This is a genomic window from Streptomyces sp. DH24, assembly GCF_029813775.1.
GTDB lineage: Bacteria > Actinomycetota > Actinomycetes > Streptomycetales > Streptomycetaceae > Streptomyces.
The window spans coordinates 47,669-73,663 of the sequence record NZ_JARVKW010000024.1; the positions used below are offsets into that span (position 1 = coordinate 47,669).

Here is a 25,995-nt window from a genome sequence, read left to right on the forward strand (position 1 = left end):
CGCCGGTCACGCCGGTCACGCCGGTCGGGCCAGTCACGCCTGGCACGGGCGTCACGACGCGGCGCGGGCGGGGCGGGCCGCCGGGACGCCGGTGAGCAGCTTGCCCATCGCGGCCAGCACGGACGGCTCCACCCGGTAGTAGACCCAGGTGCCGCGCCGCTCGGAGGTGAGCAGACCGGCCTCCTTGAGCTTCTTCAGGTGGTGGGAGACGGTCGGCTGCGAGACGCCCACGTCGGAGATGTCGCACACGCACGCCTCGCCGCCCTCGTGGGAGGCCACCGCCGAGAACAGCCGCAGCCGCACGGGATCGCCGAGGGCCTTGAACATCCGCGCGGCCGTCTCGGCCTCCTCGGCGCTGAACGGGCGCTCGGTGAGGGGCGGACAGCACGGCGCGACCGCGTCTTGGGCGGGTTCCAGCACGGGCAGCACGTTGGTGTTCGACATGCGTCTATGTTGACACACGTCTAACCAGCCAAGGGAGCTCTCCCTCCCGACTTCGATGGCTGTCTATGTTGACGACCCTCGATACAGGTGCCACCCTGACATCACCAAGCCATCGACAAACGTCGAAACACGCGAGGAGTCGCCGTGACCGCGCCCGTATCCACCGAGTTGCCCGTCGTCGTGATCGGAGCAGGCCCCGTCGGCCTGGCCGCCGCCGCCCACCTGGCCGGACGGGGCCTGCGACCGCTGGTCCTGGAGGCCGGCCCGTCCGCCGGTACCGCCGTGCGCGACTGGGCGCACGTGCGGCTGTTCTCCCCGTGGTCCGAGGTGATCGACCCGGCCGCCGAGAAGCTGCTCGCCCCGACCGGCTGGGTACGGCCGGACGGCGCGGCCTACCCGACCGGCGGCGACTGGGCCGAGCGCTACCTCCAGCCGCTCGCCGACGCCCTGGGCGACCGGGTCCGCTACGGCGTCACGGTGACCGGCGTCGCGCGGGCCGGCCGGGACCGCATCGTCGACTCGGGCCGCGAGGACCAGCCGTTCACCGTGCACGTGACGACCGCCGGGGGACACGAGGAGCTGATCACCGCGCGGGCCGTCCTGGACGCCTCCGGCACGTGGTCCACGCCCGGCCCGCTCGGCGCCGACGGCCTGCCCGCACTCGGCGAGAGGGCCGCCGCCGACCACGTCTCCTACCGCGTCCCCGACCTCGACGACCCCGCCGTACGCGCCCGTTACGCGGGCCGCCGCACCGCCGTCGTGGGCTCGGGCGCGTCCGCGTTCACCGCCCTGGCGGGCCTCGCCGGCCTGGCGGAGCAGGAGGACGGTACGCACGCGGTGTGGGTGCTGCGCCGCGGCCTCGGCGCGAACACCTTCGGCGGCGGCGAGGCCGACCAGCTGCCCGCCCGCGGCGCCCTCGGCCTGCGCGCCAAGGCCGCCGTGGAGGCCGGGCACGCGAGCGCGGTCACCGGCTTCCGCACCGCGGCCGTCGAACGGGACGGCGACCGGCTCGTCCTCGTCGCGGAGGACGGCCGCCGGTCGGCCCCGGTGGACGAGGTGATCGTCCTGACCGGCTTCCGGCCCGACCTGTCGTTCCTCTCCGAGGTCCGCCTCGGCCTCGACGAACGCCTCCAGGCGCCCACCGCGCTCGCCCCGCTCATCGACCCGAACGTGCACTCCTGCGGCACGGTCTACCCGCACGGCGTGGCCGAACTCTCCCACCCCGAGCGGGACATCCACCTCGTCGGCATGAAGTCCTACGGCCGCGCGCCCACGTTCCTCGCCATGACCGGCTACGAGCAGGTCCGCTCCGTCGCCGCGGCCCTCGCCGGCGACCACGACGCCGCCGGACGCGTCGAACTGACCCTCCCGGAAACCGGCGTCTGCGGCGGCGCGGGCCTCTTCGACGAGCCGGCCGACGCGGAGGAGCCGGGCGGGGGGTGCTGCGGGGGGCCGGCCACGCTCGACATCGGCACGGCCGCCCCGGGTTCCTCCGGGGGCTGCTGAGCAGCGCGGGCCCGGCGGACAGTGGCGGGCCTCACAGGGCGAGGTCCTGCCACCACCACGAGATCGACGGCAGGCGCTGGGGATCACGGCCACCCCTCAACGGGCGGTCGGACCAGGGCATTTGCTCCGGTGCCGTCGGCCGGCCCGGGAGCGAGCCCGCGTCCGCGAGGCTCAGGTAGCGGGGCACGCGCAGGCCCCATTCGATGTTGCCGCGGATGCCGTGCCCGAGGTCGTCGAGGTAGCGGCGCAGATCGGTGCCGGCGCGGGGGGTGATCTCCGCGCGCAGGGTGAGGAAGCGGTCCAGGACACTGTCGCGCAGGGCGACGGCCTCGTGCAGGGCCTGACGGGCAGTGAAGGCCTCCTGCGCCATGAGCACGGTGACGATGTTCTGGTCGGTCTGGCCGCGCCCCGCCTCCTTCGCGAGGGAGTGCCGGTCGTTGTCCAGCGCGGCGACCAGGATCGCCATCTCGGTCAGCGCGCAGACCGCGGGCGAGTCCATCTCGGCGGCCGGTACGTCCAGCCCGTTGGCGATCTCCAGCAGCGCGTACGTGGGTTCGCCGCCGGCCGAGTGCAGGCGCATGGTCAGGTAGTCGTCCAGCGTGGGCATCCGGCCGGCGGCGCGGTTGCCGATCTGCCACTGCACGCCGGCGAGCCAGGCCCGGTGCGCGTGCTGGAAGCGCCGGCTCTGCACCGGGCCCGCGCAGCAGCGGATGCGTTCGCCGAGGTCGTGCACCGCGGCGGCGTAACGGTCGTCGGTGTGCAGCGGGCCCGGAATCTCCAGCGCCCGCTGCACGGTCCCGGCCATCGCGGCGAAACCGGCGGGGTCGGCGGCCAGCGGGCCCTCGTCGCAGCGCGCGTCGTCGAACGCGAAGCCCCAGTAGACCCAGCAGACGGCGACCAACAGCCCTTCCAGATCGGCGCGGGGCGCGAAACGGGCGTAGAACTCGGCGCTGTTGGTGCCGATCGCCCAGGCCCGCGACGCCGGTGTCGGACACAGGCCGCACTCGTCGATCCAGGCGTGGGCGAGGCGTTCGACGGCGTCCACGTCGGGGTGGAGGGCGGGCGGGATCGGACAGTAGAACGGCAGTGTGTCGAGCGCGGTGGAGCTCACTGCTTCTCCTGTTCGGCGAGGGTGCTCATGGCTTCGTGGTCGTCGGTGGTCCGGCCGGTGCGGTGCGTCCGAGCGGGCGGGCTGCGCCGTGCGGGCGGGCTGCGCCGTGCGGGCGGGCTGCGCCGTGCGGGCGGGCTGCGCCGTGCGGGCGGAGGCGCGTCGTGCGGGCGGGGGCGCGTCGTGCGGGCGGGGCTACGCCGTGCGGCGCACCGCGGCCGTCGCGATGTGGTGCAGGACGCTCGTGACCCCCGGCGCGAAGCGGGCCCGTTCCAGCGCGTCCAGCGCGTCGCCGTAGCGGTCGGCGATCATCCGCTCGACGGTGTCGCGGGCGCCGGTCTGTTCGAGGATCAGGCGCACGCGGGCGGCGTCGCTCTCGTCCAGCTCCGGATTGCCCACCATCCGGACGAGGTGGGCCCGCTGCGTGCGGTCGGCCCGGCGAACGGCCAGTGCCATCAGCACCGTTGCCTTGCCGGACCGCAGGTCCTCGGCGGCGGACTTGCCGGTGAGCCGAGGGTCGCCGAACGCGCCGAGCAGGTCGTCCCGCAACTGGAAGGCCTCCCCGAGCGGAATCGCGTACGCCGAGCAGGCGCGCAGCACGGAGGTGTCCGCGCCGGCCAGGGCCGCGCCCAGGTGCAGGGGCCGTTCGACGGTGTACTTCGCGGTCTTGAGGCGGTTCACGGTCAGGGCCCGCTCGATGTCCCCGCTCGGCGCCCCCGTGGCCAGCAGGTCCAGGTACTGGCCGTGGACGACCTCGTTGCGCATGGCGTCCAGCAGGGGCAGGACGGTCTTCTGCTCCCGCGCCGAGAGACGCACGGTGTGCAGCATCTCGTCCGCGCGCACCAGGGCGAGGTCGCCCAGCAGGATGGCGGCGCCGGTCCCGAAGGCGTCGGCGTCCCGCCGGTCCGCGTGCCGGGTCGCGAAGGCGCGGTGGGCGCTGGGCCGGCCGCGGCGTGTGTCGCTGGCGTCCATGATGTCGTCGTGGACCAGCGCGAAGGCGTGGAACAGCTCCAGGCTCGCGGCCAGCCGCAGTACCCGGTCCTCGGCGCCGCTGCCGCCGCCCGCGTGCCAGCCCAGGACGCACAGCAGGGGGCGGATGCGTTTGCCGGGGGCGAGGACGAAGTCGGCGAGCGCCGTCGACAGGTCGTCACCCGTGGCGCGCTGGGCCGGCACGGTCGTGGGCCGGCGGCGGAGGAAACCGGCGAGGAGGGCGTCGACACGGGCGCGCAGGCCGGCCAGAACGAGGGCGTCCGTCGTCACGACGGCATCGGGACTCACCACGGGACTGAACTCCTAGGCGGGAAGGGGACGGTGGGGGAGGGGGAGGCCTCGGGACCGGGGGCGTGACGGGGAGGGCGACGCGCTCAGTCCGGCCTCGACTGGTTGCGCCACAGCAGCGCGGCGCCCAGGGTCAGCGCGGCCTCCGCGGTGCCCAGGCGCAGGGCCGGTTCACGGGGAGAGGAGTGGGGGCGGTTGAGGGTCATCCGCATGCCCAGGTCGCGGTTGGACAGGTCCCGGGTGACGCCGCGCAGTTGCTGGGGTGCGGCGGCCCCCGCGGTGATGACCTCCAGGGCGGTGCGGATGGCCTGCTGGGGGGAGAGGGTCTCCTTGACGAGGCCGGTGACGATGCCGATGAGTTCGTCGGAGAACACGTCGATCAGGGACAGTTCGGGGCTCAGGTGCCGGATGGACCCCTCGATGTTGGCGAACGACTTGCCGAGGACGGACACCATGGGGCTGGTGCGGATGCCGCGCCGGGTGGAGTGCTGCAGGACCGCGGTGAGGGTGACGCCGAAGTTGAGGTCCTCCAGGGAGGCCGTGGCGATCTGGGGCACCAGCGACGCCATGTCGCCCGCGAACGCCGACGCGTTGGTCCAGGACGTGGTGCTGCCCATGTCGATCCAGGCCCGGGCCGTGCCCGCGCCGTCGTTCATCGCCAGGTTCAGCAGCAGGAGCAGGATGCTGGTGCTCATGGGCCGGTCGATGCGCCCGACCATGCCCCAGTCGATCAGGGTGGCCGGCTCGCCCGGGTGGACGAACACGTTGCCCGGATGCGGGTCGGCGTGGAAGACGCAGTCGACGAAGTAGCCCCGGTACATGAACGCCAGCAGGTCGCGTCCGATCGCCGCGCGTTCCTCGGCGGAGAACGCGTCCCGGTCCGCCTCCCGGATGGGCCGTCCCGGCGCGAGGCTCTGCACGAGGACCCGGGGGGTGGCCTGCAGGACCTCGGGCACGGCGACGTGGTCGAAGTCGGCGGCCGCCTTGGCGGCCTCCGTCATGTTGCGGGCCTCCATCACGAAGTCGAGCTCCGGACGCATGGCGTCGAACACCACGCCCAGCATGGCCTCGACGTCGATGACCTCGCTGAACCGCCGCGCGCGGCGGGCCACGAGCCGGGCGAGGGTGCCCATCAGCTTCATGTCCGCGGTCACCGTCTCGCGCACGCCGGGGCGCTGGATCTTCACGGCGACCTGGCGGCCCGAGTGCAGCTCGGCCCGGTACACCTGGGACAGTGACGCCGTGCCCAGCGGGTGGTGGGTGTCGATGTCGCGGAAGGCACGCCGCCACATCGGGCCGAGCTCCTGGGTGAGGACCGGTTCGAAGTCCGTGAACGGCGCCGGGGCCGCCTGGTCCTGGAGCTTCTCGAACTCGTCGATCATTTCCGGCGTGACGATGTCGGGTCGGGTCGCCAGCATCTGGCCGACCTTGATGTAGAAGGGGCCGAGGCCTTCCAGCGCGTCACGGAGGTCGCGGGCGCGCCGGACCGCGGTGGTCTCCCCGCCGTTCGCCGGCCGGCCGGCGGGCTTCGCGACGCATGCCGCCTCCCGCCGGGCGAGCTGGGTGAGGACCCGCAGCAGCAGCCGGCCGCGGCCGGCGCTCACCACGGCTCCCGCCGGCCACGGACCCGGCGCGGGGGAGTCCACCGGGTGGCGGGTGGCCGGCGGGCCGGGCGGCCGGCGTCAGGCACCGGACATCCGGTCGATGCGGTTCGCCAGCTGGGACAGCTGGTCCTTGAGGGCCCGGAACTCGTCCGCGCCACGGCCGTCCCGCGCGGGCGGCCGGTCGTCGCGCCGCCGGTCCCCTTCCGGCGGCCCGTCCGGATACGGGTCGCGGCGGTCGTCGCGGTCCCGGTCCCGGTCGCGGTCCCGGTCCCGGTCCCGGTGGTCGTGGCGACCCCGGTCGTCCCAGCGATCGTCCCACCGGTCGCCCCAGCGGTCGTCGCGGTCGCGCCCGTGATGGTCACGGCAGCGGCGGTGGTCGTCGCGGTCGTACGGGTCGTCGTCCAGGGCCCTGCTGAAGGAGTCACGCATTCCCCGCTCGAAATCGCCGGCGCGATCCAGCGCGTCGTCCACCAGTTCCTCGGTGGCATGAACAATTCGACGGAGGGCATGACTGAACGAGGAACGTGAATGGCGGGGCATGAATACCTCCTGCGGAGAGAGGCGGTGACATGATCGACGGCGGATCAATTCCGCCGCGACTCCTCGGCGATTGCCGACAGGGAAAGGCGATTGCCGACAGAAAAAAGAGGGGAAGCCGCTTTACCGGCCGCCTGGATGATTGCCTCCGTACGCTCCCGGAAACACCGCCCCGCGCGCTTTACCTCGAACGAGGGAGCGTGCAGGTCCGGGGCCGGGAACGCGCCTGGCGCGCGACGGACCGCACTCCGGGCGTGCACTCCCTCGCGCGCCCAACCACGTTCGCCCGATGGCCGATTTGCTCCGCAACGAATACGTCACGCAATGGCCACAGGTCACGGAGAATCCGTTCTGCAATGCATTTCAATTCCGCGCAAAGCAGGCCGTCCGGGCGGCGGACAGCCAGCCGCCGACAGGCCGTCAAGGTCGCTCATATGACTCTCCAGAATGGCGTGCGGGCTCATTCGGCCACATCACCGAAAGGCCGATTCGAGCGGCACCCGGCAACGGAATAAGTCTGGGTGAAGCGACTTCGTCCACGCGGCGCCCAACGGCGTCGCGGCGGCATGTGAAAGGAAGAGAAAAGTGGCGGACATTACGCAGATCGAGGCGCACGTGCGCACCGCGGACCTGCCGCGCGCCGGAACGTACGGCTGGGTCTACCTGGGCATCGCGGGCCGGGAGTTCCTGCTGAGCGCGGACGGCACCAGCGGTGGCACCGAACGGGGCGACAACTGGACCTTCGTCCTGGGCGAGGACTCCAACGTCGAGAACGCGACGTACAACGACCCGCGCAAGCCCCAGCTGGACACCGACGACCTCGACCGCTACCCGACCTACGTCCGCTTCGAGCCGGCCGGCCACCACCCCGCCTGGTGCCTGGAACGCGTCTGGGTCACCGTCAACCCCCACTCGGAGGCTCCGCACACGTTCGACAATCCCAGCCTCGCCGAGTACGGGGAGAACCGCCGTCTGTGGCTGGCCCAGGAGTACGGCAAGCAGCTCTACCTCAAGCGGTACAGCCCGTGACCGGCGGGAGGCGGGCACAGGGCGGGACCCGTCGGCCCCGCCCGTCCGCCACCGGTGGTGGGGAACGCGCTTCGTGGGGACCCGGTCCCCAGTGACCGGCCAGGCCCGGCACGGAGGACGGACCCCGCCCGCCCACGGCGGACGCCACCGCAGGCAAGGAGTGAACCGTGACCGTCTCGATCTCCCGCCAGGACGCCGCCGCGCTCGGAGGCGGCCGCAGCATCCTGATGCGCCAGCGCCGGGACCACGCGCGGCTTGACGCGATGATGAACCGCTGGCCTGCCGGCGGTGTTCCGGACGGCGACCTGGACGCGCTGTGGCAGGACATCGTCCAGCTGGTGTTCCGTCACGCCTTCGCCGAGGAGACCGTCCTGTGGCCGGTGCTGCGCCGGGTGCCGCCCGGCGGCGAGGACCTCACCGGCCGGGTCGAGGAGGAGCATCAGGAGATCAACGACCTGATCGCGCGGATCGAGCAGTCGCCCCACGACCCCCGCCGCGCCGAGTGGGTCCAGCAGGCGTTCGCGCTCATCCGCCAGGACATCCGCGACGAGGAGGACGAACTGCTGCCCCGGCTGCGCGACGCGTTCGGCGACCGGAGGCTGCGGCGCATCGGCACCGCCTGGGAAGCGGTGCGGGCGACCGCCCCGACCCGCCCCCATCCCGGCGTCCCCCGCCGCCCGTCGGGCAACGTGCTGCTGGGCGTCCCCCTCAGCGTCCTCGACCGGCTGCGCGACCTCGCACCGGGCGGCGGCCCCGTCGCCCGCCGCGCCTCCCTCGTGGCCACCGGTGCCGCAGTGGCCGCGGGCGCCGCCGTACTGGTGGCCCGCGCCGCCCGCCGCGCGGGGCACGCCTGACGGCGTCCAGCGCAGGACCGGTGCCGACTCGGGCCCGGTGCCCCCTCAGGACCGACTCTGACGTCCGTCGCCACGCTCGGGTCCGGTGCCTGCTCAGGACCGACTTGGACGTCCGTCGCCACGCTCGGGTCCGGTGCCCGCTCAGGTCCGGCGCGGCCGGTCCGCGTCCGCCGCCGGGGGACGCGCCGAACGGTCGTCGCCCGCGTCGGCGTGCCGTCCGTGGCGGGAGCCCACGTACGCGGCGTCGCGGAGCCGGCGCAGGTGTTCGGTGGGGTGCAGTCCGGGCAGGCTGTGGGCGTAGGGGTCGTAGGAGACCGTGGTGGTGGCCGGGGCGGTGTGCACGGCCTCCAGGGACAGCGAGGCGAAGGTGCGCCAGGGTTCGCCGGCGGCGGCTGCGCGCAGGTCGAAGCGGACGGCCCGGCGGTCGAGCTCCTGCCACAGCGTCGGCAGGGTGCCGTCCGCCGACCCGTCGGCACCGGTGACGGGAAAGGCCGCCAGTACGCGCTCGCGGTCGCCCACCCGGTAGGGCAGCAGGGTGGAGTACGGCCCCGCCAGCGCCCCGGGCCGCAGCAGCGGCAGGTGCCGTCCGAGCCGCCCGGAGCCACTGGACGTCAACAGCACGTCGAACGCGCTGCCGAGGCCGTCGGTGTCCGGGACCCGGACGGCCAGACCCAGGGCGTCCGGCAGCGGCCGGGGCAGGCCCAGCGCGCGGGACCAGCGCACCGTCACGGGGTAGGAGCCGGGCCGGTCCAGCCACGGCACACCCCACTCCCCGTCCGCGCGGCCGGGCACCTCCAGCGTTCCCGAGCACAGCACGCCGTAGGGGTGCAGGGCGGGTGCGGAGCGCCACCGGGCCAAACGGTCGGCGACTCGGTGAGCGGTCCGGTCGATGACCATGCGGGCCCCCTGGGACTCGGCGTGAACGACGGCGCCGACACAGCCGTCGGCCGTCTTCTGCTTCATGAACGGCCTTCGCCCGAACGTGGCCGTCCGTGGCCGTCACCGTCCTGCGGCGGGTTTCCCCGGCCCCCGGAACGAAACGGTGACGGCCGAAGGCGCCGGCCCGGGACTGCGCCACGCCGCAGGGCACCCGGCGCGTGGCGAGGGGGGCGGGCCGCCGGCCGGGGTCGGTGCGGAGGATGAACCACGGGAAGCGCTCTGGGTCGGCCTGCTCCGGCCGGATGTCCTGGTGAGGCAGGATTGATGCCATGCAGACCATGCAGACCCGACCTGTGCTGGTTTATGACGGCGACTGCCGTTTCTGTACGACCTCCGTCACCTTCCTCGAACGCCTGCTGCGGCCGGACTGCTCCATCACCCCCTGGCAGTTCGCCGACCTGGCTTCCCTCGGCTCCACTCGGCGACGGGCCGAGTACGAGGCGCTGTGGATCACGCCCACCGGGAGGGTGTACGGCGGAGCGCAGGCGGTCGCCCGGCTGCTGCTGCGGGCAGGCAAGGGGTGGGCCGTTCTCGGCGCGCTGCTCACCCTGCCGCCCCTGCGCTGGGCCGCTCATGGCGTCTACAGGATCGTCGCGAACAACCGCGACCGGCTGCCGGGCGGGACCGCGGCCTGCGCCCTCCCCGCGGGCCGCCGCTGACGGTGGAGCCGACGGACGGCCGACTCCACCCCGTCCGCCGTCCGCCGTCCGCCGTCCGTCAACGCAGCTTCAGACCTGCCTCGGGCCTGGCCCGCGGAGGCACGGACCCGGCCCCCGCTTCCTCACGGGGCCTCGGCAGCCGTACGCCGAGGCGTCGTGCCGTACGTCGCCCCAGGCGGGGCAGGGAGGCGTAGAAACGGTCGGGCAGGAACACGGCGTCCGCGATGATCATGGCGCCCGAGAAGACCGGCAGCCCCAACAGGACCGCGATGCCGACGTGCATGACCAACAGCAGTGCCAGGACGGGGTACTTGAGCCTGCCGAACAGCACGAACGGGAAGGCGACCTGGGTGAGAACGGTCAGGTAGCTGATGGCCGCGATCACGAGCGGATACTGGTCGAGGAAGTGGGAGAGCGCGGGCCAGGGCTGGAACAGTTCGAGGTGCAGCACGTAGTGGAGCGCCGTGCCGTCGGCCCAGTACGAGCCCTGGACCTTGTAGAGGCCGGCCGATCCGTACAGGAAGCAGACCTGCGCCGCGATGACGAACACGCCGCAGTTGTGCACCACGGTGGTCAGGGTGGACCTGGGTCTGTTGCTTTATGTGCGCGGCGAGGTCATTGACGAGCGGGCCCGGCTCCACCAGCAGTTGTGGGTCCGTTGGAATGGTGCAGGACCAGCCCGCGACGCTCAGGGTGATGCGATGTGGAAGGCGATGCCGGGCGTCGGCGACGACTCGGTTTGCGGCGTTCTCCAAGCTCGGCCAGATGGCTCGGAGGGCCATGCGGCGAGCCGGAGGGCCGAGCCGTATTTCTTCCGGTTCGAAGACGGCCTGGTCGAGGAGCGCCATAAAGGTCATCGGTTCCGCGTCAGGGCCGAGGGACAACTTATGTGCCCGGTCGGCTGCCTGAAGGTCTCCCCCGTGTTCGATGACGCGCTCAAGCCGGCGAATCTTCTCGCGTATGACTGCCTCGTCGGGTTCGAGCTGGTTGATGAGGCGCTCCAGAGCGCTTTCTACGTGGCGGCCGTCGCTGACGGGCCAGTCGACTCCATCGGGGCCGTCTGGGAACGTGCTTCTGAAATAGGCCAGGGTTCTGTCGGGCACGGTCGCGAGTTCCCAGCCCTGTCGGAGTGTGTCCCACTGGTCTCCGCATGTCTTGCGCAGCGCCGTGTACTGGTTCTTGGCTATGCGCCCGCGCAGGTTCTGTAGCCGGGCTTCCCACTGAGCGCCATCGCTCATGTCATCGGCTGTGTACATGTCGCCCGAAATGCGAAGGCTGCTACCGCTCCATCGCGCCATGGCCTGCTGGGTGTAGCCGAGCGCTTTGTCTCCCAGTTCCTTGCTCGCGATGGCGTCCAGGACGACGAAGAATTCCTGGCCGAGTTCCTCGGGGTCGAGCGACTGGAGGTAGAGGTCCATCCAGGCGGCTGCTTCGGTCTCGTCACCAAGGCGGGAACAGGTCAGTGAGAAGAAAAGGCTGGCTTTGGCAGCGTCTAGGATGCGGGCGTGTCCGCGGGCGCGCTCGCCCCGCTCGTCCTCGTTGCGGAACTTGGCTGCGACCGCCATCGCGGCCGGAGCCAGCCAGTATGTCGGTTCGAGGAGCATCCGTTCCTCGGTGCAGGCTCGCACTGTGGTTGTGTTGACCACGTTTCTGTAGACAGCCTGTGCGGTGAGGGTGTGGACCAGTCCGCGGGCCAGGGCGCGGGTGTGCTTGCGTTGTGCGAAGTCCGCGTGCCACTCGGTTGTCAGGCGAGACAGTTCGGCCTGGGCTTTGGCTACCTCTCGGTCGCGGCCGTACTGTTCGATGAAGGTGTCGAGGATTTGGCGTGTGTCGGTGACCGCGCTCTCCAGTCCTGCGATCTCCTGGCGTACTTCGGTGACCTCGCTGTTGAGCCTGACGACGTTGGCTCGCACGACGTGCAGATTGTCCTCGAAGTCATCGAGTTTTCCCTCGTGGCGGGCTTGCCCCTCCCCTATGCCCTCCACCCGTTCGCTGAGTCGGTGCAGTGCTGAGTCCGTCTCAAACCGGTCTTCCATGACATCCCCCGAGGTCATCGTGGCGTACGTCGCGTGCCTGCTCATTATCGAGTCAGCATGCATGTTCTGTGCTCAACTGGCGCAACCGACTCGGGGGTTGTGACGTCGGCCGGTGTCAGTGCGGCGTGGCAGTATGACGTGTCGTGTAGCCAGCACACCGGACGGGGCGTCCCTTGCGTGAGATCGTCTATTTGTCGGAGAGCAAACTGAGGCAGTTCATGCCTGAGCCACGGCGTGTGCCGCGCGCGGGTGCCCTTCGCTTGACCACTCCACTCGGCGGTATCGACGTGGACGCGCCGGCCACGGACGGGGAGCAAGGCCAGCTGCGGCACCTGCGTGAGGTGTACAAATATCTGGAACTTATTGCGGATTGGTACACCGAGCCCGAGTTGCGTCCCGGTCAGTGGGTGCAGTTCGAGGTCTCGCTTCGGTGCGTGACGCTCAGCGGTGTCCATCAGGATCTCGTGCTGTTCGTGGATTCGGTACGTGGAGATGGCGCAGACCATGCAGCCGCCGAAGGCTGCCGTTTGCTGATGCATGGGTCAGCCCGGCATCTGCGAGGCTGGGCTCCGACCTCGGTGGACGGTCCTGTCTTGGAGGTGGTGAACTCCGGGTCTAGTCTCGGGACCTCCTTCGTCACCAGGGCCGGGCAGGTCGTCGAGGCACTGGCTAGCCACCGTGACCCGCTGTCCACGGATCAGAACCCACCTCGGACGGCCACCGACCTGCACGGCCGGGGTGTACAGGAGTTGTTGCGCGCCCTGGATGATGAGGACATCAGCATCGACACGTCCGCGGTGATGACCGGATACGCGCGTGTAACCGGGCTCCTTCCAAGCACCGGAACTACTTCTCGATGCCTGGTGGCGAGCCCACTGGTCGTGGAGTACGCGACGGCGTTCTCTGAGCAGAGTCTTGTGTGATTGCGTGGCCACCCCACGCGCTGCCAGCCTCGTAAGGTCGGCGACGGCCTAGCTGTCGTAGTGCCAGCCGCGTGCGATCAGTCCCGAAGGTCTTTGACCATGATCGCGTACACCGGTGAGTCGGCGAACGGCTGCTGCTCGCCGACTCTGGCGTATCCCCATGTTTCGTAGAGCGCTTGGACCTTGGGGTGTGTGACGTCGACCAGTAGCACGGCGAGGTCTTCCGTACGTTCCTTGAGTAGCGCCTCGTGCAGGCGGTCGGCAATTCCCTGCTTACGCCAGCTTGGGCGGACCATCACCTCGGAGACCGCGTATGTGGAGGAGTAGCCGTTGTTCGGCTTGTACGCGGTGGAGCGCCACCATTCCCGGCCCGGAACGAGCGGGGCGCCGTAGGCGAAGCCGACCGGTTCGTCTTCGTCGTATGCCACGACGCAGGAGAAGCCGTCCATGCCGGTCCAGTGATCGACGAACCAGGCGAACCGCTGGTGGAAGGGGTCGTCCATCTGGTCGGCGTAGGCGTCGGCGTGTACGTCGATGAGCATCTGCCGGAAAGCTTCGGGGAGATTTCCGTGCTGGAAGTGATGCAGGTCGGTCACGCTCGGCTCCATTCGGTTCGCATGCGGTCTGCCCAGTCTCGTGCGTAGGAGGCGGAGGGAGCCATGACGAACAGGCCCCGGTGGAAGTCGCCCATGAGCGTGCGCATACGGCCGGGCAATGGGTCGCCATCCATGATGGTGAAGACGTCGGTGGCTGAGGCCGTGGCCTGTTCGGCCTCTCCCTGGTGAAGCTGTGCTAGGGCGAGCTGGGCCGTCGCGAGGGCCTTGTTGCGCCGGAAGGCGGTCGGGATCCTGGCCAGCGCGCGGTGAGCCATGGCTTCGGCATGAGGGTGGCGTCCGCTGTTGAACTGGACGATTGCGGCTAGGTGGTCAAGTTCGGCCTGCCCGTAGAAGGCGGTCCAGCGCGGACGCTCTCGGTCGGCCACCCTGGTGAAAGTGTCCTGGGCTGATCCCAGTGAACGCAGGCCCGCACGGCCGTCACCGAGAGCCGCGTACGCGAGGGCGACGCGGACTCGGCCCAGCGAGTCGAAGAACGGGTCTCGGCGAGCCGCTGAGGAGGCTTGCGCGGCCTGGGCCGCTGCGAGGGCTTCGGGCCAGTTCTGCCGCTGGTAGGCGAGCATCGAGAGGTTGACCCAGACCCGCATTTCGGTGGGGCCGTCCTGGGAGAGGCCGGCGTACGTCGCTGATTCGTTCAGGTAGCTCTGGGCCTGGTCGAGATTGCGGGCGTCGATGCAGGACCAGGCGGCGATGGTGGTGTACTCGGCGGCCAGTGCGTACAGGGCTCGGCGGACGCGTTCGCCGGCGTTGCGCTGCTGTAGTTCCAGCACCTTGGTGCGGCCCTGGGCGGCGGCCTTCTCCAGTGCCGTGTGTCCGCCCTGGCGGTCGTCGGCTTCGACAAGGGCGTTCATCCCGGCAGCGACCCGGGCCACGTCCGACATGCCGACGGTCCGGCGTTGCACAACCAAGGGAACGGCGGCGACTGCGCTTCCGGTCGCTGAGGTGAGGAAAGTGCGACGCCGCACGGGGTCCTCCTGCGGGTGTTGCATGGTGCGTGGTGCGCTGAACCCTAAGTCCTCGACGAGACAACCGAACACCCGCTCCAGGGCTGCACACGTGCGTCCGATGGGGCGGCGGGAGGTCCCGTTGAGGAGGTTGCGGATTGTGCGGTCGGAGACGTCACCGGGCCTGCCGGTGATCTCTGCCAGCGCAGCGTTCATCCGACCAGCCAATTCTTCCTGGGTGAGCCCGAGTTCCTCCATCCGACCCTTGAGGATGGCGTTCGCTCCCATGGACCGACCGTAGCCCTGTGGTCACTGGTCGAACCAGACCCGAGGTCACCGGAGCGTAAAGTCTTCCGGTTCGCGGAGGCACGGCGGGGCGCGACATTTCCTGTTCGCCGTCGGCCAAGGGCCGTTGACTCGATACCAGCCGTTGAGCGGGCGAGATTCCCCTTCCTGCCTCTCGATGGCGTGGAGGAAGGCCCGCCCCTGCGCACCCGTCGCGGGGCGGGCGTCCCAGCCTCGGAGGGATGACCCCGTGACCATGACCGCCGCCAAACCAACCGCGACCGGTGTTCCGGGCTACACCGAGACGGTGCCGTGCGAGCCGGAATCCGCGCGCCGCGCACGTCTGCTTGTCTCCGCGGCTCTGGACACCTGGGGCATAGGCGAGTTGGCCGAGGTAGGCACTCTGATCGTTTCGGAGCTGATCAGCAACGCCGTCAGCCACACGCCCTGTCGCGTGGTCCGTGTGATGATTCGGCGCGAGACGGCCGAAGTGATTCGGATCGGCGTTGCCGACAAGTGCCGAGACACCCCGGAACCGGGCTGTCCTGAAGGTGACTCGGAGGTCGGCCGTGGTCTGCTCCTGGTCGAGTCGCTGAGCTGGCGGTGGGGCTACGACCTGCATCGTTGGGGCAAGCTCGTCTGGGCAGAGCTGCGGGTGCCAGCCGCATGCTGATCTCGCGTATCTCCTTACGACTCCTGCCCTCGGAGGAACTGGTCGGCGACCCGTTCCCGGACGTGTGCGTGCAGCTGGCCTTCGGCCCGACGCGTCCGTCTGACGAGACCGGCGTGGTTGCTGTCCCAGAGTCGGTCCGGATAACTCCCGCCGACCTTGTGCGGCTGCGCGTCGAGTCGGGACTGGCTCTCGGCGAGATCCGTGCGGAGATGCAACGTGCCGAGATCGCGTGGCGGCAACAGCTCAGCCGCTGGTACGGCGACGGCCGACTGGCAGTCGAGGCCCGCGCACCGGACATCAGCCTCCTTCAACGGGTCCTGGACGGGTTGCGGAATCCCGGTCCGGTTTCGACGTAGGCCCCGGCGCCTCTTCTTCCCGGCGCCCCTGAGACTCCCGCACATGCAGGATCGTGTTCCTCGATGCCGTGCGGGTGAGCAAGTCAGGCGAAGGACAGAACTTCTGACAGGAAGGAAGACCGTGTTCAACCACATGGATCGATTCCCCACGGGCAGCCCGCTGCCGCAGGGACATCTGACGGCGGCCCCGTGGGGTCTCCGTCGCATCGCCCCGTACCCGCCCGTCGAGGGCCCCGTCTACGCGACGGTGACGCTGGATCCGGAGACGCAGACCGCCCGGTACTTCGACACTTCCGGGGCGCCCACCATGTCCCCAGGCCACGGCACATCCTCCGGTACGAATCCCGCGACCGGCACCACGGGCCAGGGTGACCGCAACAGCGACTCCCCGGACAGCGACACGGGGAACGACACGGACCAGTGACTCTGGTGACGAACGACGATCGTCCGGTCCTGGTCGTCACCAACCTCGACGACCCGACCGCGGACTTCGTGATCGCCGAGCTGCACGACCGGGGCGTCCCGGTCGTGCGGTTCGACTCCGGTGACTTCCCCGCCACCCTGTCGTGCTCGGCCGCCATCGGCGGCACCGACAGTTGGTGGGGAAGCGTGCAGACACCGAGCCGACGTGCCGACCTGGGCGCGGTGCGTTCCGTGTACTACCGGCGCCCCTCCGGGTTTGCCTTCCCCCACCTCGACAAGCAGGACGAACGGTTCGCCGTCGCCCAGGCGCGCTACGGGCTCGGAGGCATCCTGACCTCGCTGCCCGGCTGCCTTTACGTCAACCACCCCAATCGCATCGGCGACGCCGAGTACAAGCCAGCCGGGCTCGCGGCAGCGGCGGCGGCTGGCTTCACGCTTCCGCCGACGTTGATCACCAACGTTCCCGACGACGCGCGGGCCTTCATCAAGGCGCAAGGTGCCGTCATCTTCAAGCCGATTTCGGTTCCGCTCTACCTGGTCGACGGCAAGGCCCAGACCGTCCCCGTGACCGAGGTGACCGTCGACGAGGTCGACGATTCCGTGTCCGGCACCATGCACCTCTTCCAGAAGCGGGTGCGCAAGGTTGCCGATATCCGGGTGACTGTGATCGGCGAGCAGATCTTCGCCGTGCGGATCGACTCCGGTCTCCTCGACTGGCGTACGGACTACGGCACTCACACATACACGCCGCTTGCCGCGCCACCCGGGTGGAGCGGTCGATGCGTGCCTATCTGAAGCACTTCGGGCTCGTCTTCGGGGCGTTCGACTTCGCTCTGACCGACCGCGGTGAGTGGATCTTCATCGAGTGCAATCCTTCCGGGCAGTGGGCATGGATGGAGCCGCCGACCGGTCTGCCGATGACTGCCGCACTCACCGATCTCCTGGAAGGAGGACTCCGTGGCCAGTGAAACCGACATCGAGACGGCCGCAGCCGATCTCCGGCGCCGGCTCGCCCGACAACTGGAGAAGGATGGCTGGCTGCGCTCGCCGCAGTGGCGGGCCGCCGTGGAGGCCGTGCCCCGCCACAGGTTCATCCCGCGCTTCTACCGGGAGAACCACGCAACGGGCGTCACCACCTGGGATCCGGTCACACAGGAGACGGTCGGTAAGGAGAAGTGGCTCCGGCTCGTCTACACCGACGAGACATGGATGACCCAGTTCGACGGCCGGGACATCGACTGGGCCGACCCGAAGCCGATCAGCAACGCGACCCCGACCTCGTCGTCGACGTTGCCGAGCCTCGTGGTCCGGATGCTCGAAGACCTGGATGTGCAGGACGGCATGAATGTGCTGGAGATCGGCACCGGAACCGGCTACTCGACAGCACTGATGTGCCACCGGCTTGGCAGCGAGAGGGTGACCTCGGTCGAGACGGACGAGGGCGTGGCCCGACGAGCCGGCCACGCCCTCACGGGATCCGGTCATACCCCCCACCTGCTGGTGGGGGACGGCCGCGTCGGCCACCCCGACGGAGCCCCGTACGACCGGCTGATCGCCACGTGCGGCTTCCGCAGCATCCCGCCCGCCTGGCTGGAGCAGGTCCGCCCGGGCGGCCTCATCCTCACCACCCTTCGCGGCTGGATGCGCTCCCTCGGCCTGGTCAAACTCATCGTCACCGGTGACAGCGCGAGCGGGTGGTTCAGCGAGGACGACCCGAGCTTCATGATCGCCCGTCAGCAGGACGCACCGGAGAGCCTCGGAATGGTGCCGGCCCCCGACGACGGAACGGTACGGAAAGCCGTACGCGGGCCAGAGCTTCTCACCAGCTCCGGGTCGGGGTTCATGGCGCAGCTCGCGGCGCCGGACGCCCGTTTCTTCTCGATGGCGGTCGATGGCGGCCCGGTCAGCACGTTTCTGCTGGACAGCGTTACCGATTCCTTCGCCGTCCTCGCTCGCACGGACGGCGGCTGGCAGGTCAGGCAGGGCGGCCCTCGCCGCCTGTGGGACGCGATCGAGTCGGCGGTGGCCACCTGGGAGGAGCACGGCTCACCGAACACCGCGGCGTTCGGCGTGACCGTCTCCCGCCACCAGCAGGCCGTCTGGCTCGGGAACCCGAACGGCCCGCAGTGGCCGCTACCCTCCTGAGACAGCCGCCACCGACGCGAGGAACGCGAGGATGGACGACGAGCCGCTGAAAGACTGGGCGGAACGCCGTGACGCGAAGATCGGCCGACTGCGCGCCGTGCCTGTCATGCCCGGCGACGGGCCCAGGGCATCACATCTGAATCCGGATGCGCCCCGCGCCATCGAGCGCTGGAACGGGCACACATGGGAGCTGTACGGATTCGCAGCCAGCCTGGTCGAGGCCCAAGCCATCCTGTACCCGGAGGCCAACAAGCCCTCACCCTCAGGGCCGGTGCCGAAGCCGCTCGGCTCCGGCACCGGCAAGCACCGCAAACCCCAGGCGCCCAGGCCGGACGGTGGAGGCCGGGCAGAGAGGTGATCAACGCCGCCGCGCCTGAGGCTGCGGTGGGCGCGGAGCGGCGGGATGCCCCTCGACGTAGTGCGCGTTGGCTGCTTGGGCTCGTGGCCGGGTGCGTGGCGTTCGCCGAGGCGGCGGATGCGCCAGGTCAGTGCTCGTGCGGGGCTGTGGGCGTCGTCGAGCGTGCGCTGGTTGAGGGCCTGGTCGAGGATCGCGGTCGGGTTGTGTCCGGCTGTTTCCGCCTCGGCGAGCACGGTGGCAAGGGCGTCCCAGGCGGGGTCGTCCAGGATGCGTTCGGCGTGTTCGGGGACCGCTTGTTGGAGGTGGTGGGGCGTAGCGGCGCCTGGTCTGCGGGCCGGGTGCCCGGCTTGCGAGGCCGGCCAGGACCGGTCTGGCGATCTGCGCGTACGCGGCCTGCAGGTGGATGAGGGTCTGCTCGGCCGCCGCCTGCTGCTGGGCGTGCTGGCGGGTGCGGTGCCAGTGCATCGCGTAGGCGACCGCGGTGAGCGCGACGTCCAGCAGCATCGCCAGCCCGGCACCGTCGCCATGCCGCGCGGGTTCTTTCCAGATCGCCTGGACACTGCGGCGAAGGACATAGGCACTGGCGTCGTCGGCGGCGATGCGGGAGCGGGTGGCGCGCTCGAAGGCGAAGGCGGCGCGTTCGAGTTCGGCCCGCACCGCGATGGGGGCGGTGAGCGGGAGCAGGTCGAATGCTGTGCCGAGCGCGGCCAGCTGGCCCTGGGCCGTCGGGTCGTCGCCGTGGGTGAGGTGGTGGGGGATGCGTTCGGTGGCGGCGGTGGCCTGGTGCCAGGGGTTGCCCGGCCGGACGGTCGCGGGCTCGGGGCTGGTGGTGGCGAGGCGTTGGCGAAACTGGGGGAGGGAGAGGTCGGGGGCGAGGGTGGAACCGGCGTAGAACACGGGCTCGCCCTTGTCGTTGGTGTCGCCGGGCAGGGCGAAGTTGCAGCCGAGCGCGTCGCCGGACGGGCCGAGCTTGAGGCGCACGGTCACACCCGTCGCTTCCAGCAGGGCGAAGAACTCGGCCTCGGTGGAGGCGGCTGCCATCGCGCGGCGGACGCGCAGGCGCAGGATCTCGCGGGAGGTGGCGTCCTGGCCGAGGCGCTTGGCCTTGAAGTGCTCCTTGCTGGTGGGGCGTTTGGCGGCGGTGCCGTCGCCAGGCTTCAACCGCCTCAGCCGGTAGTCGATTTCGATCTTGCGGGCTTCGCGCTGGACGGCGCGCTGGTCGTAGTCGCGCTGGGGGCGGCGGCCGTCCTGGCGGACGAGGGTGGCGGCGATGTGGATGTGGTCGTCGGCGTGGCGGACGGCCACCCAGCGGCAGGCTTCCTCGTCGCCTTCGGGGGCGATGCCAGCGGCGGCCACGATCCGGCGGGCGATGTTGGCCCACTGGGCGTCGGTGAGGATCGGGTCTTCGGGTGCGGCGCGGACGGGGCAGTGCCAGACGGTGTGCTTAGGTGCCTTGTCGCCCAGCATCTTCACGGGCTGGTCGAGCTGTGCGGCGAGCTGGGCTTCCACGTCCTTCGGGTCCCGGTGGGAGCTGCGGCCGGGGTCGGGGGCGAAGTCGTTTCAGGAGGCCACCAGGTGCGGGTCGATGTGCTCGTTGGCCCGGCCCTTGCCGAAGAGGTAGCCGATCGTGCGGCGCGTGGCATGTGGACCCTTGCCGAGGATGATCTTCGGTATCAATGGCTCACCGCCCGTCTGTGATCTGGGCAACGGCGGTGTCCAGCTTGGCGATGGACGCCTCGACGCGCTCCAGGAGTCGTTGGACGGTGTCGGGGTGGGGCCAGGCGCCGTCCTGGTTGAGGTGGCGGGTGAGCTGGTTGAGGTTGCTGCCGATCTTGCCGAGCTGCCCGTTGGCAACCATCAACGCCTTCACCATGGCGCGGTAGTCGGCGACGGCCGCGGTGGGGTCGTCGGCGCGGGCGGCGGCGAGCGCGCACTCGGCGACGTAGCCGCCGGGCTTCATGCGGCTCAGGGCAGCGGCGTTCTGGACGAGGGCGAACTCGTCGTCGTTGTAGCGGGGATGGACGCGGCGCTCGCGCAGCTGCTTGTCACGCAGACGGCGACGCGGCGCGGGGCGGTGGCGCTCGTTCAACGACGGTTCGCCCCCTGCCTCGTTCGGCACCCCCGGGCTGGCCGGCCCCGGCGCCCCTACGCCGGATGCCTCCGTCTCCCCCGGCGCGAGGGCCGGGTAAGGACTCCTTATCCGACAACTTGCTGCGCTGTCTGGGGCTGAGGTGGTGAGCATCTGCTGTTGAGCTGTGGGTAGTTCGTGGTGCTGTTCGTGTATGAGGGTGCTCCGGTGGTGAGGGGGCGGGAGGTGTGTCACGTGCGTCGCATGCGTCCCATGCCTGGTCAGCACAGGTACGGACGCTCGGGCAGGTACGGAGATGTCCGTCCCGGTGAGGACATCCGTCCCCGCGCTGACCTGCGCGGGGACGGATGCGACGCCGTGATACGGCCCCAGGGGGAGGCGGGTCAGCGGGCGTGTTTGGGGCTGGCAGGGCCGCCGGGCGGGCCGATGGGCAGCTGACCCGCCGGGGCAGCGGGCGGCTTGCCCTGGGCCGGGCGCGCGGGCGTGGCGTCGTGTGTGGGGGCGGGCGCCGTCTCGGTGAGGTCGGGGCAGTGTCGGGCCCAGCTGTCGAGGAACCGGTTACGGGCGTACCCCTTGGCCTGCCTGCCCTTGTCGAACCGGTAGTTGGCCGGACGGATATCGAAGTCCCGCAACATTCTGCCCAGGTAGTAGGCGTTGAGCCCCTTGGTGCCGTGCTCAGCCCAGGGGGCGTCGGGGTCCTGGAGCAGGGCGGCGACCAGATCCTGGCTGGACAGGGCCTCGGGGTTGCCGTGTGCTTCGAAGACGCGGTGGATGTCTCGTAGCAGCCGAGTCTTCAGGTTGGTCTGCTCGTCCTGGACGGCCTCGTACCGGGTCATCGCGGCACAGGCCGCACGGGCGCTGGCGGGCCAGTGGCCGCCGGCCAGGTCGGCGATGATGACCAGCGGTTCCCAGGTGTCCGCCGCCCGGTCCTCCACCGGCATGGTCGGCGCCATGCGGCCGGCCGTGCCGCGCAGCGGTCCCAGCCAGGCGGCCAGCTTGTCCCGGAGCGCGTTCAGTTCCGGTGTGGCGTGGCGCGAGCGGAACGGGGTCACCTTCTCGCCCGGCTTGCGCTTTTGCATGCGGAGCACGACCGCCCGGTCCGTGATCGTGTCGGGCAGGTCGCCGATCGAGGCCAGTGCGGCCATGGCGAAGGTCGGATACGGGGTCGGCTTGTGCTCCGGACCGGAGATGCGCCAGGCGGGCCGGTTGCGCTGGTGTCCGGCGTTCAGCAGGCCGCGCAGTTCCTCGTTGTCGCCGGCCTTGCTGAAGATGGCGTCGGCCTCGTCCACCAGGATCGTGCGCGGGTTCTTGCCGATGACGCGGAAGAGCACTGCCGTGGACATGTTCACCGTCATGATCGGTTGGTGCACGGTCTCGTGAAGCACGTCCAGAACCCGGGACTTGCCGCAGCCCTTCGTCGGGCCTACGAGCGCCAGACGGGGCGCATGCTGCAGAACGGTCTGGATGTGCGTGGCCGCCACCCACAGGGTGACCGCTGTCAGCGCCTCGTCACTGGGCAGCACGACGTACTTGCCGATCGCCGCCCGCAACTCATCCAGCAGTTCCGCACCCTCACCGGAACCCCGTTCCTTGGGGTCTGCCGGTCCCCGAGGAGGCCGGGAGACGGTCCCGTGATCCGGTCCCCGTGCGTCGACGGGACCGGTCCCCTCCTGCTGGGCGGTTCCCGCCACGGGGTTGTCAGTCCCCAGCGACTGGCGGAGACCGTGATCACGGTCCCCATTGCGGTCCCCTGGTGCAACTGCAACCCCTTGGGGACCGGTCCCCATTTTGGCGCCGCTGACCTGCGGGTTTGCGCCGGATGTCGATACGGGGACCGGGACGTGCGGGGACCGAGCAGCGGGCACTTCGCGGGGACGGTCCCCAACAGTGGCATCTGCAGACGGCTGGGGACGGTCCCCGTGTGCTTCCACATCCGCCGAGTGCTCGACGGTCCCCGACGCCGGCGACCGTGTGTCCGCCTGATCCCTGCGGCGCCAGGGGATGCCTTCGCCGGGGACCGCGGGAGTGGGCCAGCCGGTGGGGGAGGTGTTCGTGGAGTTGGGGGACGTAGGGTCCTCCATAGGCGTTCCTCTCCGGTGAGGGGCAGGACGGGCAAGGTCCCGCCCCTCACCAGATCATTCGTTCAGGGATGGGCGATCAGTTGGGAAGTCTTCGGCCCTCGGCGTTGGCGCGCCGGGGGCCGCTTCGTTGTCCGCGCCAGATGCGGGGTCAGGCCGTGAGGTCGTACGACGTCTGGGCATCCAGCCACGCGTCCACCTCCCCCCAGCGGTAGCGCAGGTGACGGCCGACCTTGTGGACGCTGGGGCCGATGCCCCGGTACTTCCACTGGTAGAGGGCCTTCACGGGCACCCCGAGGTACGCGGTCACGTCGGTGGGAGTGGCGAGCTGGTCACGCTCGGCGCCGGCAAGGCGCGGGAAGTGGTTCGGCAATTAGGTCTCCATATCGGAATCAGGGTTTTGGATGGCAGGCGTGGACAACGCAGCCACACCACCCGGGAAGCGTCCAGAGTGAATTCTGAAACTCCCGGCTACTTCCCTCAGCGTCGCCGGGGAAGACCAAAACAGTAAGGGCGGATCCCCGGTTGCCGAAATCGCTCGCACGGAAGCCGAAAGTTTCTGCGGCGAAGCAACCGGCCGAGGTGCCGGAATCCGGTACATCAGCAGCTCAGAGGTGGCGCCAAGCGCTGAGAAGTGGCCTGACTCGCTCAGCGGACATCGCATCCGATAGTTGCTCAAATCGCCCACGTCTTTGACGCGAAGGGAAGGTAGCACAACCTCCCCGCCGAAACGGCTCGTGATGTGCCGGAATTCGACGAGATGAACACCACTTCGCCTCCGGGCAACTTTTGGAGAGTTTAAGAACTAACTCTTGCCACGACGACCGACTGCAAGTTACAGCCATTTGTCATGCCCAACCGACCTGTCGAAATAGGCCCCGCCGGCCTCCACACGGCCCGCGCCATCGAGCACCTACGCCTCGTGTGCAGCCTGCCCCAGCACCAGTTCGCGACCCCTCCCGCAGCCCTGCTGCCCCCGTGGCTGACGCACACCGCCGCGACCCACGCCACCCCTCAGTCCCCAAACCCCATCCAGGAGGCCCTACTTGGCTGACGTGTACGACCGCTGGCACAAGTCCCACCCCAAGCCCACCGAGACCGAGTGCGGCGAGCACAAGAGCCGTACGAAGCGGATGGTCCCCACCGCCGACCACGGCATCGGCAAGCGCTGGCAGGTTCGTTACCGCGACCTGGATGGCCATCAGCGCAAGGAGAACTTCGACACGAAGGCCGAGGCGGACAACCGCGCCGCCGAGGTCGACGTCGAGATCCGGCGCGGCTCCTACGTCGTCCCGGCCGAGACGAAGCAGACGCTCGGCGCCTACGCGCAGAAGTGGCTCGACGCGAACTCCGTGGGCCCGACGACCGCGCTCCGCTACGAGGCGACCGTCCGCAACCACATCGTCGAGCACCTCGGCCGACGCGAGCTGCGGTCCCTCAACCAGCCCTCGATCATTCAGGGTTGGATTCGCACGCTCCAGGACGCCGAACTGGAGGTGTCGACGATCGAGGGCATCTTCGACATCCTCTCCAGCATCCTCGGCATGGCCGTGGAGGACGGGCTGCTGCCGAAGAACCCCTGTAAGGCGAAGTCCGTGAAGCTGCCGACGGCGACCAAGAAGAAGGTCATCCCTTGGTCGTTGGAGCGCGTGCGCGCCGTAATTGCCGGTCTCCCCAAGCGCTTCCAGACAGGCGGCAAGCTTGCCTTCGGCTGCGGCCTGCGCCAGGGCGAGGTGTTCGGCTTTGCCGTCGAGGACATCGACTTCAAGGGCGGCTGGATTCACGTCAACCGCCAGGTGCGGCTGGTCGGCACGAAGCCCGTCTTCGCCCTCCCCAAGGGCAACAAGATCCGGTCGGTGCCCCTACCGGCCCAGCTTGCCGTCGCTGTCAAGGCCCACATGAAAGAGTTCCCGGCGGTCGAGGTCACCCTGCCCTGGGCCAAGCCGGACGGTGAGCCGAAGACCTTCCGCCTCCTCTTCGTCGACGCGAAGGAGCGGGCGTACAACCGCAGCGTCTTCAACATGGGCGACTGGAAGCGCGCCCTGGCCGCCGCCGGCGTGATCCCTCCCCGAGAGCGGGGCGCGCGCTACCTCCAGGCGGCCCCCGAGGACGGCATGCACGCCCTCCGGCACGCCTACGCCTCTGTGCTCCTGGACGCTGGGGAGAGCATCAAGGCGCTCTCCGAGTACCTCGGGCACTCGGACCCGGGTTTCACGCTGCGGACGTACACGCACCTGCTGCCCTCCAGCGAGACCCGCACCCGCAAGGCGATCGACGACGCCTTCACGGAAACGGAAACGGAAGCCGAGGCGGAAGACGACGGCGGCCCGCCCGCAACCCAAGGCACATCAGCACCCCCAGCAAAACCAATGTGCCCTCAATGTGCCCTGGCCGCCTGACGGCCCCCGTCCGGCACCAAAAAGGGCGAGGCCCGAAGACCCCGCCCGATCCGCAAGAAACCCCAGCTCAGGGCCACACCAAGCAATAAGGCTGATGGCCCGCCTCATGCAGCCGATGGCTGAAGTCCTGCCACTCGTGCAGCAGCTGGTACACGTTGAACGCGTCCCGCGGGCCGCCCCGGTCCGGGACCGTGGACCAGATGAACGCCGCCGCGCCGACCGCTTCCTCGCCTATGCCGCGCAGGGGGTCGACGACCGTCATGGGGAGTTTGACGACCGCGTAGTCGGGGTGGAGGACGACGAGTTCGAGGGGCGGGACCCGGTGGAGGGGGACGCCTTCTATGCCGGTGAGGACCATGGCCGCCATGGTCTCCGGCTTGATCTTGGTGAACATGCCGTTCATGCCGAGCTCGTCGCCGCCGAGTTCCTCCGGGCGCATCGAGATCGGGACACGGGCCGCGGTCGCACCGTCGGGCGCGCCGAAGTACTTGTACGTCACCCCCACCCGACCACCATTCCTGCTCCCCGCCCTCGGACGGTCCGCCCTGCGGTCGATCCGTCGGTCGACCGGTTCGGGATCGCTCGGTACCCCGTGCGCCTGACGTGCCTCGGCCGTTTCCTCCGCGTCGCGCCGGTGCCTGCCCCGCCGGGCACGTCGAGGACCCAGGTCGTCAGTCCCCTCGCCCAGTCCGCCACCGCGATGCATATCTCCAC

Annotated in this window: 25 protein-coding genes and 3 pseudogenes; 14 read left to right on the forward strand and 14 right to left on the reverse strand. The window is 70.2% G+C overall.

The window, feature by feature from the left end:
- Window positions 1-51 precede the first annotated feature (51 nt).
- Window positions 52-444, reverse strand: a complete 393-nt coding sequence (locus QC282_RS20155) for a metalloregulator ArsR/SmtB family transcription factor (RefSeq protein ID WP_279550904.1) — start codon at window positions 442-444, stop codon at window positions 52-54.
- Between the two features lie 144 nt (window positions 445-588).
- Here QC282_RS20155 and QC282_RS20160 point away from each other — a divergent pair, with 144 nt between their 5' ends.
- Window positions 589-1,950, forward strand: coding sequence for an FAD-dependent oxidoreductase (locus tag QC282_RS20160; protein WP_279550905.1), 1,362 nt, complete (start codon window positions 589-591; stop codon window positions 1,948-1,950).
- 31 nt (window positions 1,951-1,981) lie between these two features.
- Here QC282_RS20160 and QC282_RS20165 read toward each other — a convergent pair whose 3' ends face one another.
- The 4 genes from QC282_RS20165 to QC282_RS20180 all read right to left on the reverse strand — a co-directional run bounded on the left by QC282_RS20165 (window position 1,982) and on the right by QC282_RS20180 (window position 6,411).
- Window positions 1,982-3,061: a terpene synthase family protein gene (locus QC282_RS20165; protein WP_279550906.1), complete on the reverse strand. Its 1,080-nt coding sequence runs from the start codon at window positions 3,059-3,061 to the stop codon at window positions 1,982-1,984.
- Window positions 3,062-3,253: 192 nt separating this feature from the next.
- Window positions 3,254-4,339 (reverse strand): polyprenyl synthetase family protein, encoded by a 1,086-nt coding sequence (locus QC282_RS20170; protein ID WP_279550907.1) that lies wholly within the window; start codon window positions 4,337-4,339, stop codon window positions 3,254-3,256.
- A gap of 83 nt (window positions 4,340-4,422) precedes the next feature.
- On the reverse strand, window positions 4,423-5,940 hold the full coding sequence (locus QC282_RS20175) for an AarF/ABC1/UbiB kinase family protein (RefSeq protein WP_279550908.1): 1,518 nt from the start codon (window positions 5,938-5,940) through the stop codon (window positions 4,423-4,425).
- Window positions 5,941-6,018: 78 nt separating this feature from the next.
- Window positions 6,019-6,411, reverse strand: a complete 393-nt coding sequence (locus tag QC282_RS20180) for a hypothetical protein (RefSeq protein WP_279550909.1) — start codon at window positions 6,409-6,411, stop codon at window positions 6,019-6,021.
- Window positions 6,412-7,062: 651 nt separating this feature from the next.
- Between QC282_RS20180 and QC282_RS20185 the strand changes: the two genes are divergently transcribed.
- Complete coding sequence (locus QC282_RS20185; RefSeq protein ID WP_279550910.1) at window positions 7,063-7,506, forward strand: hypothetical protein; 444 nt, start codon at window positions 7,063-7,065, stop codon at window positions 7,504-7,506.
- Window positions 7,507-7,673: 167 nt separating this feature from the next.
- Window positions 7,674-8,360, forward strand: coding sequence for a hemerythrin domain-containing protein (locus QC282_RS20190; protein ID WP_336621080.1), 687 nt, complete (start codon window positions 7,674-7,676; stop codon window positions 8,358-8,360).
- 141 nt (window positions 8,361-8,501) lie between these two features.
- Here the strand turns inward: QC282_RS20190 and QC282_RS20195 are convergent, their stop codons facing one another.
- Window positions 8,502-9,323 (reverse strand): phosphodiesterase, encoded by an 822-nt coding sequence (locus QC282_RS20195; protein ID WP_279550911.1) that lies wholly within the window; start codon window positions 9,321-9,323, stop codon window positions 8,502-8,504.
- A gap of 254 nt (window positions 9,324-9,577) precedes the next feature.
- On the opposite strand from QC282_RS20195, the gene QC282_RS20200 reads away from it, so the two are divergent.
- Complete coding sequence (locus tag QC282_RS20200) at window positions 9,578-9,958, forward strand: DUF393 domain-containing protein (protein WP_279550958.1); 381 nt, start codon at window positions 9,578-9,580, stop codon at window positions 9,956-9,958.
- Window positions 9,959-10,016: 58 nt separating this feature from the next.
- Here the strand turns inward: QC282_RS20200 and QC282_RS20205 are convergent.
- Window positions 10,017-10,538: pseudogene (locus tag QC282_RS20205) on the reverse strand (HTTM domain-containing protein); the annotation flags it as partial.
- On the opposite strand from QC282_RS20205, the gene QC282_RS20210 reads away from it, so the two are divergent.
- The 3 genes from QC282_RS20210 (at window position 10,498) to QC282_RS20220 (ending at window position 12,917) form a co-directional block, all read left to right on the forward strand.
- A complete protein-coding gene (locus QC282_RS20210; RefSeq protein ID WP_279550912.1) occupies window positions 10,498-11,166 on the forward strand; it encodes a hypothetical protein in 669 nt (222 codons plus the stop codon). The pseudogene QC282_RS20205 and the gene QC282_RS20210 sit on opposite strands and share 41 nt — an antisense overlap.
- Before the next feature lie 297 nt (window positions 11,167-11,463).
- Window positions 11,464-11,970 (forward strand): hypothetical protein, encoded by a 507-nt coding sequence (locus tag QC282_RS20215; RefSeq protein ID WP_279550913.1) that lies wholly within the window; start codon window positions 11,464-11,466, stop codon window positions 11,968-11,970.
- Between the two features lie 197 nt (window positions 11,971-12,167).
- Window positions 12,168-12,917, forward strand: a complete 750-nt coding sequence (locus QC282_RS20220) for an SAVMC3_10250 family protein (protein WP_279550914.1) — start codon at window positions 12,168-12,170, stop codon at window positions 12,915-12,917.
- Between the two features lie 77 nt (window positions 12,918-12,994).
- Here the strand turns inward: QC282_RS20220 and QC282_RS20225 are convergent, their stop codons facing one another.
- Window positions 12,995-13,525, reverse strand: a complete 531-nt coding sequence (locus QC282_RS20225) for a GNAT family N-acetyltransferase (RefSeq protein ID WP_279550915.1) — start codon at window positions 13,523-13,525, stop codon at window positions 12,995-12,997.
- Window positions 13,510-14,763 (reverse strand): helix-turn-helix transcriptional regulator, encoded by a 1,254-nt coding sequence (locus tag QC282_RS20230; protein WP_279550916.1) that lies wholly within the window; start codon window positions 14,761-14,763, stop codon window positions 13,510-13,512. Before QC282_RS20230 ends, QC282_RS20225 begins: the two co-directional genes overlap by 16 nt.
- A gap of 253 nt (window positions 14,764-15,016) precedes the next feature.
- Here QC282_RS20230 and QC282_RS20235 point away from each other — a divergent pair, with 253 nt between their 5' ends.
- The 6 genes and pseudogenes from QC282_RS20235 to QC282_RS20260 all read left to right on the forward strand — a co-directional run bounded on the left by QC282_RS20235 (window position 15,017) and on the right by QC282_RS20260 (window position 18,715).
- The gene (locus QC282_RS20235; RefSeq protein WP_279550959.1) at window positions 15,017-15,433 is read left to right on the forward strand and encodes an ATP-binding protein; all 417 of its coding nucleotides are present in this window, start codon (window positions 15,017-15,019) and stop codon (window positions 15,431-15,433) included.
- The gene (locus QC282_RS20240) at window positions 15,427-15,789 is read left to right on the forward strand and encodes a hypothetical protein (RefSeq protein ID WP_279550917.1); all 363 of its coding nucleotides are present in this window, start codon (window positions 15,427-15,429) and stop codon (window positions 15,787-15,789) included. The genes QC282_RS20235 and QC282_RS20240 overlap by 7 nt, the downstream gene beginning before the upstream one ends.
- Before the next feature lie 121 nt (window positions 15,790-15,910).
- Complete coding sequence (tgmA, locus tag QC282_RS20245) at window positions 15,911-16,213, forward strand: putative ATP-grasp-modified RiPP (protein ID WP_218517892.1); 303 nt, start codon at window positions 15,911-15,913, stop codon at window positions 16,211-16,213.
- Window positions 16,210-17,180 (forward strand): annotated as a pseudogene (gene tgmB, locus QC282_RS20250) (ATP-grasp ribosomal peptide maturase). The gene tgmA and the pseudogene tgmB overlap by 4 nt, the downstream one beginning before the upstream one ends.
- Window positions 17,170-18,357, forward strand: coding sequence for an ATP-grasp peptide maturase system methyltransferase (tgmC, locus tag QC282_RS20255; RefSeq protein WP_279550918.1), 1,188 nt, complete (start codon window positions 17,170-17,172; stop codon window positions 18,355-18,357). Before tgmB ends, tgmC begins: the two are co-directional and overlap by 11 nt.
- Before the next feature lie 31 nt (window positions 18,358-18,388).
- Entirely contained in the window at window positions 18,389-18,715 is a 327-nt protein-coding gene (locus QC282_RS20260; protein WP_279550919.1) for a DUF6087 family protein, read from the forward strand.
- Here QC282_RS20260 and QC282_RS20265 read toward each other — a convergent pair.
- The 4 genes and pseudogenes from QC282_RS20265 to QC282_RS20280 form a co-directional block, all read right to left on the reverse strand.
- Window positions 18,716-20,392: pseudogene (locus tag QC282_RS20265) on the reverse strand (mobilization protein). It lies immediately after the preceding gene.
- Window positions 20,393-20,396: 4 nt separating this feature from the next.
- A complete protein-coding gene (gene mobC, locus QC282_RS20270) occupies window positions 20,397-20,804 on the reverse strand; it encodes a plasmid mobilization relaxosome protein MobC (protein WP_279550920.1) in 408 nt (135 codons plus the stop codon).
- Window positions 20,805-21,187: 383 nt separating this feature from the next.
- Window positions 21,188-22,366: a DUF3631 domain-containing protein gene (locus QC282_RS20275; RefSeq protein WP_279550960.1), complete on the reverse strand. Its 1,179-nt coding sequence runs from the start codon at window positions 22,364-22,366 to the stop codon at window positions 21,188-21,190.
- A gap of 667 nt (window positions 22,367-23,033) precedes the next feature.
- Window positions 23,034-23,255: a helix-turn-helix domain-containing protein gene (locus tag QC282_RS20280; RefSeq protein ID WP_279550921.1), complete on the reverse strand. Its 222-nt coding sequence runs from the start codon at window positions 23,253-23,255 to the stop codon at window positions 23,034-23,036.
- Between the two features lie 682 nt (window positions 23,256-23,937).
- Between QC282_RS20280 and QC282_RS20285 the strand changes: the two genes are divergently transcribed.
- Entirely contained in the window at window positions 23,938-25,281 is a 1,344-nt protein-coding gene (locus tag QC282_RS20285) for a tyrosine-type recombinase/integrase (RefSeq protein ID WP_279550961.1), read from the forward strand.
- Between the two features lie 67 nt (window positions 25,282-25,348).
- On the opposite strand, the gene QC282_RS20290 is transcribed toward QC282_RS20285, so the two are convergent.
- A complete protein-coding gene (locus QC282_RS20290) occupies window positions 25,349-25,987 on the reverse strand; it encodes a hypothetical protein (RefSeq protein WP_279550922.1) in 639 nt (212 codons plus the stop codon).
- Window positions 25,988-25,995 lie beyond the last annotated feature (8 nt).